Source organism: Paraprevotella xylaniphila YIT 11841 (assembly GCF_000205165.1).
In the GTDB taxonomy this organism is placed as follows: domain Bacteria; phylum Bacteroidota; class Bacteroidia; order Bacteroidales; family Bacteroidaceae; genus Paraprevotella; species Paraprevotella xylaniphila.
This window is the reverse complement of the sequence record NZ_GL883828.1, coordinates 1-12,249: the sequence shown is the minus strand read 5'-3', so window position 1 is coordinate 12,249 and position 12,249 is coordinate 1. Positions and strand designations below refer to the sequence as shown.

10 protein-coding genes are annotated in these 12,249 nt (G+C 47.8%); all 10 read left to right on the top strand.

Annotated features, from left to right (window positions below; translation table 11 throughout):
* The first annotated feature begins 4 nt into the window (after positions 1-4).
* The 10 genes from HMPREF9442_RS04620 (at position 5) to HMPREF9442_RS04575 (ending at position 12,073) form a co-directional block, all read left to right on the top strand.
* Positions 5-2,125, top strand: a complete 2,121-nt coding sequence (locus HMPREF9442_RS04620) for a discoidin domain-containing protein (RefSeq protein WP_008625851.1) — start codon at positions 5-7, stop codon at positions 2,123-2,125.
* A gap of 13 nt (positions 2,126-2,138) precedes the next feature.
* Positions 2,139-3,851: an alkaline phosphatase family protein gene (locus HMPREF9442_RS04615; RefSeq protein ID WP_008625850.1), complete on the top strand. Its 1,713-nt coding sequence runs from the start codon at positions 2,139-2,141 to the stop codon at positions 3,849-3,851.
* A gap of 67 nt (positions 3,852-3,918) precedes the next feature.
* Positions 3,919-4,593, top strand: coding sequence for a hypothetical protein (locus tag HMPREF9442_RS04610; RefSeq protein ID WP_147639882.1), 675 nt, complete (start codon positions 3,919-3,921; stop codon positions 4,591-4,593).
* A 213-nt stretch (positions 4,594-4,806) separates the two neighbouring features.
* A complete protein-coding gene (locus HMPREF9442_RS16665; protein WP_008625848.1) occupies positions 4,807-5,115 on the top strand; it encodes a hypothetical protein in 309 nt (102 codons plus the stop codon).
* Between the two features lie 107 nt (positions 5,116-5,222).
* A complete protein-coding gene (locus HMPREF9442_RS04600) occupies positions 5,223-6,560 on the top strand; it encodes a MotA/TolQ/ExbB proton channel family protein (RefSeq protein ID WP_008625846.1) in 1,338 nt (445 codons plus the stop codon).
* 2 nt (positions 6,561-6,562) lie between these two features.
* A complete protein-coding gene (locus HMPREF9442_RS04595) occupies positions 6,563-7,027 on the top strand; it encodes an ExbD/TolR family protein (RefSeq protein WP_008625845.1) in 465 nt (154 codons plus the stop codon).
* Positions 7,005-7,430, top strand: coding sequence for an ExbD/TolR family protein (locus tag HMPREF9442_RS04590; RefSeq protein ID WP_008625844.1), 426 nt, complete (start codon positions 7,005-7,007; stop codon positions 7,428-7,430). Before HMPREF9442_RS04595 ends, HMPREF9442_RS04590 begins: the two co-directional genes overlap by 23 nt.
* Positions 7,408-8,994 carry a hypothetical protein gene (locus HMPREF9442_RS04585; protein WP_008625843.1) on the top strand — a complete coding sequence of 529 codons (1,587 nt, stop codon included), beginning with the start codon at positions 7,408-7,410 and terminating at the stop codon, positions 8,992-8,994. The genes HMPREF9442_RS04590 and HMPREF9442_RS04585 overlap by 23 nt, the downstream gene beginning before the upstream one ends.
* 53 nt (positions 8,995-9,047) lie before the next feature.
* Positions 9,048-10,637 carry an MGH1-like glycoside hydrolase domain-containing protein gene (locus HMPREF9442_RS04580; protein WP_232038446.1) on the top strand — a complete coding sequence of 530 codons (1,590 nt, stop codon included), beginning with the start codon at positions 9,048-9,050 and terminating at the stop codon, positions 10,635-10,637.
* A gap of 35 nt (positions 10,638-10,672) precedes the next feature.
* On the top strand, positions 10,673-12,073 hold the full coding sequence (locus HMPREF9442_RS04575; protein WP_008625836.1) for a glycoside hydrolase family 28 protein: 1,401 nt from the start codon (positions 10,673-10,675) through the stop codon (positions 12,071-12,073).
* Positions 12,074-12,249 lie beyond the last annotated feature (176 nt).

The window sequence follows — 12,249 nt, the reverse complement described above, 5'->3', positions numbered from 1 at the left end:
GAATATGAGATATTTAGTGAACTATATATTAGTGGCTTTCTTGGGGATGTCTTTTTTGTTCTCAGGGTGTGAAGCCAGTGACTTCGAGTTTGATAGCGGGTGGGATGATAATGCGGCGGATTCCTCCCGTGTGACAGTGGATACGGTACAGGGCATCGATGTGAGCATGTACGAGAAAGCCCGTTTGTTTCCGGGATTGGTGGACACGGCTTCAGAACGTCGTATCGCAGATACTGTGGTTTATTTGGATTTATCCCGTAAATATATCCAGTTGGGGATTATGCAAGAAGGCCCACAATCCATTTATAGCAGTGGGTTGTATGCGGGTGCAGGGGAATTGGTGACGGTTTATGTGCCGGATAATGTTTGGGGACTGACCGTCCAAGTGGGTATGCACACGGAAGACTTGACGAATGACAATATCGGCTTGCGTGAACCTATTGCCTATTATCGGAAAGCGTTGTATCCCGGAAAGAATACCGTACGCTTCTCGTTGGGAGGTTATCTTTGGGTGTTGCGCGATCAGGATGTAGAAGGGGATGCTGATGTCCCGTTGACATTCTGCAATGTGTATGCGGCTCCGGATTTTGTCTTGGGGAAAACCGACGTGCGTGAGTGGGAACGGAAAGTGAAAGCTACGACAGTCCCTTGGTTGGAATTGAGGGGAAAAAACGTGGCGTTCTCCGTAGAGCGAAGCCAGTTGGACTTGTATTTCTCCCAACGTCCTGATTTTGCGATGGAAATGGAGGCATGTTTGGCTACGTGGGATGAAATGTTGGAGACGATTTATCGTACCCAAGGCTTTGACAAAGAATCCGATGCGGCAAATCCGCAACCCATGTTTCCCAACCGTTTTGTCTTTGATGTCCAATTGCGGGAAAACAAATCGAGGCGTTCCGATAACGAACAGGGGATGATGTTGGTACGTACGGCCAGTCTTTATGATGACCTGTTGAATATTGACTCTGTGGCTGATTTGCATTTTATCAATGTGTATTCCATGGTGGCGGAAAAGTATAGTTATTTTTATAATGGAGTGACGGGATGGGAGGATGAATATTTTTATGTGCCTCTGTATCGGATGAATGAGAGGAACAAGGAGATTGGTTTGGAACAAGAATTGTCAGACATGGGGATAGATTTTAAGTCTACAGTTCCGGTTGCTTTGTCCTATGCAGAGGCGGATACTTCCAAGTGGATGTCATCGGATTTGTATACGGCTAAAGAAGAGGCGAACCGAAAAAAGTCCCTATATCTTTTACCGCGTGTCCAAATTGCCGAATATGAAAACCATTATCAGGATAAACCGAAATGGGACATCTATGATAAATTAAGCCATGATAGAAGAGCCGGAAACGACTATGAGGGTTTCTTCAGGGAACTTTGCGACCGTTATCAGGTGGATTTTACTCCTTTCTATGAACATTGGGGCATGTCTGTTTCCGGATCGGAGCGTGAATATGCTTCACGCTATCCTCTATTGGACAAGCAAATCTGGAAAATAAACCCGTTGGCGGAGGATCCGTTTGAGGATGTGGGGCAATATGAAACCTCGTCTTTCCGTTACCGTGCCAACCGCAGCGCATGGAAGATTGCGGCTTGGGACAGCGAAGGGCGTGAAAACGAGGACAAGGAGTATAAATCTGAGTCGGATTGGAAGACTGCGGACAATCTTCTGGATGGTGATCCCTACTCTTACTGGAGTTCTTACCTTTCTCCCAATAACGGAGGGCATCAGGATTCTCCGAGCGAACTTCCATATTATGTGGTCATCGACATGGGAAAGGAGCAGACGATGGATGGTTTTTATTATGCGAATGGGGACGCACGCTGTATTTCCGGATTTACGTTGCAGACGACTGATGCTTCAGGCTTCGGTTTGGAACAGCATGACGAACAGGAATGGAGCAACCTGTATGTTTTGGAACAGACCGTGGACGGTTTGTTGAAAAACGAGCAGTTCATAGATTTCCCGCAGCCTGTCACGGCACGTTACCTGCGTTTGGTATTCGACAAGCCCAATTTGTTCGTACCGAATGAAGGCGATGAAGAGAATTTTGAAAACTTCCATAAGGACAGGCAACAAATGTTTTCGGAGTTTGGGACATTTTTTTATAAACGATAAAACAAATTGAAATATGGATATAATGAACCGATTCAAATACGTATTGGTGTTGCTATGTGGGCTGTACGCTTCGTGCACGAAGTATGATACACCTGAGTCGATTGCCGGAGGGATAGAAGACACGGCGGCATCCAAAAAAAGTGTGAAACGTTACGTGCTTTGGCTCAACATAGACGGGGCTGTGGGTTCTGTGGTGAAGCAGGAGGTGGAGAAAGGAACCCTCCTGGTCATGCAGAAGATGCTTGGGCATAGCAAGTATGTTTGGACGGGGGTCGCCGATGACCACGCCTTGCTGCCGGAAGGGCGTGAGTCGTATGATGAGGAAGATCCTTTGACTTGGGCCACTATGCTCACAGGGATGAATTCCCGTATGCATCGTATCAAGGATTATTCTTATACTCCTGATTTCATGATAGGGGATGCGGCGGTTACTTATGCCAAGACCATCGTGCAGTATGTTTCGGATAAGGATCCGAACTTATTGATGTCGTGCGTTTCTCCTTGGCCCAACTTAAACCGTTATGTCGGTGGGATGCAATCCGTGATAACCAGTTCTTCGGATGAAGAAACGTTGGAGGTGTTGCAGGGGCAACTTGAAAAGGGAGATAACCAGTTGATATTGGCTGCCTTTAAAGGAGTGTTGGAGGCTGGAAAATCAGGAGGATTCGTGGCTGAAAATGCATCATACCTGAATGCCTTGAAGTTGGTAGATACGGGTTTGGGACGATTGTTGGCCACGATTGAGGCTCGCGAAGATGCTTATTATGAAGACTGGTTGGTGTGCGTGACATCGAACCACGGGGGGACGCCTGACGGTCGCTACGGCGGCAACACAGATCCGGAACGGGATATTTTCGGCATATTCTATTATCCTCATTATACTTCGTACGAGATGAAAGGGGAGGTTGTGTGGGCTGCATATTTCTCGAAAGAGAATTGGGCGGCAGTAGAGGACTCTACGGCCTTATATGGAATAGGGCCTAACCGGGAACTTGCCGTAGAAATCAATATGAGGAATATTCCTACTGATAAGCAATCCTATCATGGAAACAATTGGGACCGTTTTGTGGGGAAAGGCAAGTGGGGGCTGTTCCGTCAAAGGGAGAAAGTGAAAATATATATCAGTGGAGGCAATGCTTTGGAGAAAGAAATCAATGCTTTTAATGATGCGAGGTGGCATTCTTTTTATACCGGCTTGGGGCCGTTGTCTTCGGGGGGACGGATGTATATTATGTCTTATGACGGGCAAAGGATGTTATATGATGAAACACAAAATATGGGAGTAGAAGATGATTCTACGGCTTTGGAAGTCGGGCATACAGGCATAAATTTCTATGCTGGTTCTGTACGTTTATGGGATACTTTCTTGAAGGATGAGGATATCAATGAGTATATGGACTATTGGGTGTTACCGGAAGGGGCGGCTCAGCGTGGACACTTGATAGGGGAGTGGCACTTTTCACCGGATGAGTTGAAATCGGATTCAATTATACCCAATAAAGTGAAAGGTATGCCAGACATGGTATTTAGGGAAAAACCTGTTTTTGTGAAAATGGCCAATACTTTACCGGGAAAGAGGTCTTCAGGAGATTTGGCGATGGAAAACATCTTGATTGCACCTCAGGTTATTTATTGGCTGTGCGGTGCTGATGCTGTGGGGGACGAGTTGGACGGGCATTGCTTCTTGTCATCTTATATGATGGAAGAACAATGGCGTGACCAATAAATCATAAGGCGGAAAGGGTGAACACCACACCCTTTCCGTTTTTTTAAATTAGTTAAGGAAGATGGACATGATGGAAAAAAATATTTTATTGCTTTTGGGCATATTCTTATTTTGTGGGTGCGGCAGTTCAAGAAAGGTCTTGAAAGAATATCGGGCGCAAAAGCGACACTATTATCTGGTGCAGGGATACCGCCCTGTGGCCTTGTCGGATAAGAAGACAGGGGCCGAGAATCCATTCCCCTTGTCTGCATACGAGAAGGAGAAACTTTTAGACAGTGTGGCGTACGTCTGCCGGACGTATTTGGAGAAATATCCCGACCATAATCTCGACACTTGGTCCAAGCCGGATTGTGAGGCTTATCTCCGTGCCAAGTCCACTCAAATCATTCTCCAGTTCCAACCGGATTATTACCGGGCTTATGCTGTGCCTGAGATTCGGCGATATGCACATGACTTTATGGGGCCTTATTTCCTCTTGACTTATTATTATGACCGCACGAAAGAGTCGAACGGAAGTCCGTTGGACTTGAAATTCAAAGCGGAGTTGGTTCATGTGGCGATTAATGCAGGGGATGCTCAGGGGCGTTATCTCTCTTTGCCCATACTTAATGTGGATGATGGAAGTGCCGGGAGCGTGGATAATATCCGTATCGGTTTATATGTGGATAGGAAGTGGATTCCTTACCCCTATATGATTTGGAACAAGGATTTCGATTGGGACAGCATAGTCTTGTTTGAATGAGTATCCTCCATTATGGTTCGTCTATACACCAAGGGATTTTCAGAAAAATGGGTTCATCTTTCAGGATGGATTTCAAGTGTTTGTATTCCAACGTGTTTGGCGACTGAAGGATATAATTCCATCTTTCAGCTTTTTGTCAGGTTGTGGCATGTATCCGTCCTGCCGTAAGTGGTGAAATCGTTTGGCGCAGAACGGAAAATCAGTCTCAGGAGAATGAAAAATCGTTTGGCGCAGAAAAAAAGATGTCCTGAAGAAGGGCTTTTCCAACCTCCCTGTAGGGGTGGGGCTTTTCAGCCTGAAACATCGCCTATTCATCTTTCAGGGCTTAAACGGTTAATTACAAATGTTTTATTGGGATTCCTGAAAGATGAAACATGTTTTGGAAAACTTTTTGGAGGTGTGGGGCCGACGGAGAAGCTGACGGGGGCGGCATGGAGCAGGGAGTCTTGCAGCGGTTTTTACCGGGTATGCCTGTCTGAACGAAAATGGGCAAAAGTGAATCAATTTCGGCATCAAGTGTGATTTCCACATTTATGCCATATAATTGAATGAAAAATGGAACGGTTTTAGGGCGGTGTTCGGTATCTTTGCCGATGTGGAATCATATAATCATATAAATATTATCAATCATGGGAAATTTATTGCAGAAGAAGAGAAAGTGTTCGGTGGTGTGGGCTTTGTTGCTCTCTTGTTTTTTAGGGGCATCCCATGCCGGGGCAAAAGGGCGTTATGAGGTGTTCAAGGACAAAGTGCCGACAGGGGCGCAGGTTTCCGAACCCAAAGCTGTCCGGGAAGGAGGATGCCGGGAAGGGAGTACGCATTATATTTATGTGCAGCCCTCCGAAACTCCTACACGGATTAGCGGACTGTCCATTCCTATCCGCGAGAATCCCGGTCCGGGACAATACCGTTATATCACGTTTTCTTGGATTAAATGGGGCGGGGAGGAAATCGGACTGAAATTGGGCGCGAAAAACGCGAAAGGACGTGCGCCGGGGAAGAAATACAATTATACTTATATGGCCGGTCCGGGAAAAGACTTGTCGGGCCTGAAGGTGGACGACAAAGTGACCGGTGGTTGGACGGTTGTGACCCGGGACTTATGGAAGGACTTTGGCGATTTTACACTGACCGATATATCCTTCCTTTGTCCGACCCGTCGGGATGCCGGTTTCGACAACATCATTTTAGGGGCTACCCAGGACGATTTTGCGGATGTGGCTCCCAAGATTCTGCCGGGCAAGGTGGCGGCTGTAGAGGAGATAGACGACGCAGTAATGGATTCTGTGGCTTTGGAGGATGTGCCCGTTGAAACGGATGAAGAGGCGGAGCAGAAGGTGCAAATTGACTGGGTGGCCCAGATCAAGGCCGGAGGTTTCATCATGTATCCTCTTTACTTATTGGGCATTTTGGCATTGGTCATTACGATTCAGCGTTTCTTTACTTCCACTCGCGGGCGTTTGGCACCGAAAGGCCTGGCCGAGAAGGTTTGTGCATGCATCGAGAAGCAAGATTACGACGCAGCTGTAGCCCTTTGCCGGAAGAAGCCTTCCACTTTAGGTAATGCCCTTGGCTTTATAGTAGAGCATCGTGATGCAGACTGGGAGGCGGTGTGCCAGACGGCCGGTGACATGGCGGCCCGTGACATCCGTGGCCATTTGTCACGCATTTATCCTCTTTCCGTCATTTCTTCCCTGTCTCCCCTTTTAGGGTTGTTCGGCACGATTGTGGGCATGATCGAGGCGTTCGGTCTTGTGGCTTTCTTCGGTGACGAGGGGGGAGCCTCCATCTTGTCCGACTCCATTTCCAAGGCGTTGATTACGACAGCTGCCGGTTTGATAGTGGCCATGCCCTCCATTGCCGTATATTTCATCCTCAAAAGCCGGATATCCAATTTGGGGGCACAAATCGAGACGGGCGTGGAACAAGTGGTGAATACGATTTATTTGAATAAGAAAACCGTGTGAGCATGAGACTGCCTTTGGATGAAGACGAAAAGGTGGACATCCAGATGTCGCCTTTGATAGACTGCGTGTTCCTGTTGCTGATTTTTTTCTTGGTCACGACCATGATGAAGAAATGGGAGATGCAGATACCGCTGTCGTTGCCTGCGATGACTTCCAGTTTGTCTACGACCCGTTCGGGTGAAAATACCGTGATTATAGCCGTGGACGAGGACAAGCAGGTCTATGAGGTGGCGAACCATGACGCCTATACCGGGGAGAACGATTATCTGCCCATCGGGGATTTGAATGCCTATCTGAATACTTTGCGTGAGAAGGTGGGGACGGATGTGGCCATAGAGGTGGCGGCTTACCGGTCGGTTCCGGTCAATACGGTAATAGAGATTTTCGATCAATGTCAGTTGGAAGGATTCACGCATACGCGGGTCCGTTTAGGAGGAAAGCCTTATGAAACTACCTTTGGGAAATAACGAAGAGGAGCCAGAAGTCTCCATGTCTCCATTGATAGACTGTGTGTTCCTGCTGCTTATCTTTTTCTTGGTGTCTACTATGACCAAGGTCAAGAACAGGGATATTCCGGTGGACTTGCCGGCATCGCAGGCTGCAGTGAAGCTGAAGCCCGATGACAAACAGGCGATTGTGGGGTTGGACAGTGAAGGTAACTTTTACTGGGACGGCCAACCTTGCACGGCCAATTTCCTGCATGAGCAGTTGCGGGATGTCTGTATTGCCACTCCGGACCGCCGGATACGCATTGACATGGACAAGAATACGCCTTTCGGACGTTTTGTGGAGGTGATGGATGCCTGCCAGTTTTATAATTTAACGAATATAGGTATACGAACATACGATGAACACTACAACGAAAACTGATTGGAAGGTCACCGTCGTGGCTTGGGGAATAGCGCTTGTGGCCTGTGCGGCATTGGCATGGGGCATCCTGTCTGCCCCTCCATCTTCCACGCAAGGTACGATGAAATTGCCGGAGGGACATGCGGTGGAGAAACATCACGGTGCACTGAAACCTCGTGCGGCGAGACCGGCCAAATTGAACGAGAAAATGAAGATGGAGCAGGCACATCGGGCTTTACCTTCCCAGTATGCGAAGGAACTGGTGGAGCAGTCGGAAATATCCGTGAAGAAGAATTTGAAAACACAGTTGTCGCATTTTCAAAAAATGGCGGAAAAGATGAGGAACCAAAAGAACCGGTTGCTGTCTCAAGTGGAGTCTCGTAAGCTTCCGCCGTCGGCTCCAAGGGATGCCAACGACGTTTCCATGGCCCGTGCCATCTTGCAGGCCGGCGAACCTCCGTTGGGCAACCGGCCGTCGGTGCAGGAACTCTATGAAATGTTACGGCAGTATGAACGGGAAATCCAACAAAACCACTTGGCAGTGAATGCGGCCAAGCAGACGTTGCAGAAGGGATTGTCTTTTCCGGAAGTATACAGTTCCATGCAACAAAGTGCAACCCGCATGCCGGATTTTGAGAAACTGATACGGATGCAGACCGGAGGAATGGAGTGGAAACGTTCTGCGGGCAGTAATGCCAGTGCGGGGTTGTCCGTGAGGAGCACGGCAGACCTGAACAATTACCGGGGGCTGTTGGGACAGGCTTCGCGGCAGGTTGGCTTGGCAGGTTCGCGTCTGGAGAACCTTTTCGGCGTTCCGCGAAACATCGGTAAGCCCGGCGGTGGACTTGGGAACGGACAAGGCCAGCCCGGTGGATTCGGAAGTCCCGGCGGAGGATGGGGAGACGGAGGCTTAGGCGGAGTGAACTATGCCAATGATGAAGTAAAGACACCTTATAGCGAGTATCGTGGTCCGCGTTTGAATGAGATGATGGTCAAAGCCCAAGCTTTGCCCGGCAGACGTTTTTCAAAAGACGCGGAACGTAAGGGATGGCTGTATGTGAACACGTGGTATATGATAGGGCCATGGGAAAATTACGGTCGTGATGATTTTGCCATTGTCCACCAACCTGAAATCGCAGTGGATTTTGATGCCGTCTATACGGACGGGCAGGTCGGTGTCGGAACGGAAGAAACCGATTCACACCCGGTCAAGATGATAGGCGAGAAAGTCCAGTTGGACGGGACTTTGCGTTGGAAATTCATGCAGAGCGAGTCCATGCACAATACCGTGCCTGTCACGACGGGGCATTCCACTTATTATGCCTATACCGAATTGTATTTCGATGAGGCTACGACCATGCTTGTGGCCATCGGGACGGACGATAGCGGCCGGGTGTGGATTAACGGGAAAGACGTCTGGCAGGACAAGGGTACGAGTTGGTACCATATAGACGAGCATATCGAACCTTTCACGTTCCGCCAAGGGTGGAACCGCATCCTGCTCCGCTTGGAGAACGGGGGTGGAGGAGCTGCCGGCTTCAGTTTCCTGATTATTCCTCAGGACTATGCCGTGGCTACGGACTGAGTGGCAATATTTTGTGTGATTTAAAGAAGAATGAGATGAAGAAAAAAAGGTTTATGGCAGTGGCAAGTGCTGTCATCGTGGGGCTTCTTTATGCCCATGCCGGGGATAGGGATTTTTATGTCTTGCGTCCTTCTGACTACAAGTGTTATATAGATCGTTTTAACCAGGAAGACAATGAATTGTATGTTCAGCATGTTCCTAACGATTCGTCTTGGGCTTTTCTCCAAGAAAACATTCCCTTTTTTGATTGTCCGGACAAGGAGGTGATGACGACATACTATTTTCGTTGGTGGACTTTTAGGAAACATATCAAGAAGATACCCCATGGATTCATTTTTACAGAGTTCCTTCCGAAAGTGTATTGGTCCGGAAAATATAACTCGATTGCCTGTGCGGCGGCGCATCATATTTATGAAGGCCGTTGGTTGAGGGACACCGGGTACGTGAATGCTTATGCCCGTTTCTGGTTTTCGGAAGGGAATCCGAGAATGTATAGCTTTTGGGTTTCCAATGCACTGTGGGAGTATTATAAATTGCGCCGTCAAAATGTAGTCTTGGATTTGTTTCCGGAACTGGTGAAGAATTACGCGGCTTGGGAAAGGGGGTGGAACAATGGCGGACATTTTATAGGCCGGAATCCGGATGGCTTGTTTAGTACTTATGATGACCGGGATGGGATGGAGATGCAAATAGGCGGAAGCGGAAAACGCCCTTCTATCAATGCTTACATGTATGGGGAGGCTAAAGCATTGGCTGAGATGGCCGGATGTTTAGGCGACGGGAATATGGCTAAGGCATATAACGAGAAAGCCGGGCATCTCAGAAAGTTGGTCGAGGACAGTTTGTGGGATGAAGAGGGCTGTTTTTTCAAGACTCGTTCGGAAAGGAAGGGGACGTTTGTGGATGTGCGCGAACTTCAAGGATATACGCCTTGGTACATGAATCTTCCTGAAAAAGGGAAGGGGTTTGAAGAGGCGTGGAAGTTCATGAAGTCAGACAGTGGTTTCAATGCCCCTTACGGGTTGACTACGGCAGAACAGTCGCATCCCCGTTTCAGGTTGTCTTACGAAGGGCACGAGTGCCAATGGAACGGACCGGTTTGGCCTTTTGCCACTTCTGTCACGTTGACGGCATTGGCAAATGTGTTGAACAATTATAGCCAGGATGTCGTTTCCGAGAAGGATTATTTTGACCAGTTCCTGAAATATAGCCGTTCTCAAAGGAGGGTTTGCGAGGACGGCCGTATCATACCGTGGATAGACGAAAACCAGAATCCTTATACGGGTGATTGGATTTCCCGTACGAGACTGGCCTCTTGGAAGGATGGCGGATGGTCTGCGGAAAAAGGAGGTGTGGAAAGAGGAAAAGACTATAACCATTCGACGTATTGCGATTTGTTGATTTCCGGACTGGTCGGTATCCGTCCGCAAACCGGTGATAATGTGGTCGTCCATCCTCTTGTGCCGGCACAAGCTTGGGAGTGGTTTTGTCTTGACGGCGTGAGTTACCAAGGGCGTGTCTTGACTGTGTTTTACGACCGTACGGGCAAACGGTATGGACGGGGCAAGGGCTTTTTTGTCCTTGTGGACGGAGAAGTAAGGGCACAAGCGGCCCGATTACAGGAACTAAGGGTTTCATGGTAGAAGTTTATTATGTTCTTTAATTTGATTTGAATAATATGGCCATGATTTTGAGAATTTTGTTTATAGCTGCATATCTCGTGTCGTTTTTTCCGTTGTATGCAGGGGTTGGTGGCGTAAAGCATCAGAAAGTGGAAGTGGAAGCGCCGTTTCCTATGGATTCTGTGTACTTATGCGTATTTCCCCAAAAAGATTTCCCGATAACCCGGTATGGGGCAAAAGAAGGGGGAAAGGTATTGAATACAAAAGCTATAGCACGGGCTGTGGATGCTTGTCATCGGGCTGGTGGAGGACGTGTGGTCGTTCCTGCAGGAGAATGGTTGACCGGGCCTGTCCATTTGAAAAGCAATGTGAACCTGCATTTGGAGAAGGGGGCGGTGCTGAGTTTTACGGACACTCCTTTAGATTACCTTCCGGCTGTCATGACTTCATGGGAGGGTATGGAGTGTTATAATTATTCTCCGTTGGTTTATGCCTATGATTGTGAAAATATAGCCATTACGGGCAGCGGGACCTTGGCTCCGCGAATGGAGACATGGAAAAAGTGGTTTGCCCGGCCTCAAGCCCACATGGATGCATTGAAAAAACTGTATGAGATGGCATCCACTGATATTGCGGTGGAAAAACGGCAAATGGCTGAAGGGGAGAATAACCTCCGTCCCCATCTGATACATTTGAATCGTTGTCGGAATGTGCTTCTTGAAGACTTCAGCATCAGGGAGAGCCCTTTTTGGACCATTCATCTTTATATGTGCAAAGGAGGTATTGTGCGTCGGCTTGATGTAAAGGCTAATGGGCATAACAATGACGGAATAGATTTGGAAATGAGCCGTGATTTCCTGATTGAGAACTGTACGTTTGACCAAGGGGATGATGCGGTAGTCATCAAGTCGGGACGGAACCGGGACGCGTGGAGGTTGGATACGCCCAGTGAAAATATCGTTATCAGGAATTGTAAGATTCTGGCCGGACATACATTGTTGGGAATAGGCAGTGAACTGTCGGGAGGGATACGTAACATCTTTATGCATCATTGTGATGTGCTTGGCTCTGTACGGTGTTTATTCTTCATTAAAACCAATTGCCGAAGAGGAGGTTTTGTTGAAAACATTCATTTGGAAGATATAACCTGTAATAAGACAGGCTACCTTGTGGGGTTGGATATGGATGTCATGTACCAATGGAGGGATTTGGTGCCTACTTATGAAGAGCGCCTCACTTCCATAAAAGGCATTCACGTAAGGGGCATAAAATGTGGCTCTGCTGATTATGTCTATGAATTTTCTGGTGATAAACGGTTGAAGCCTAAAGATATATTTGTTAGGGATGTCTATGTTGATAAAGCGAAGGGGGCATCCAACCGAAGCCGTAATGTCATCAATCTGATGTTGGACAACATACACTATTCGCAAATCCGGCCGGATGTGGTGTCTGAATAGCTGCGTTGAAATAGCCGGAGTCTTTTAATATCAACAGATAATTTTACTTGGAATGCAATATAGGATATTTTTATCGTTCATAGTTCTTTTCTGCTCTCCTGTTTTCGTCTTAGGCAAGGATTTTTGTTTAAATTCAGAAAAACAGGCGGTGATAGTCAACGGCATCCCGTGGTTCG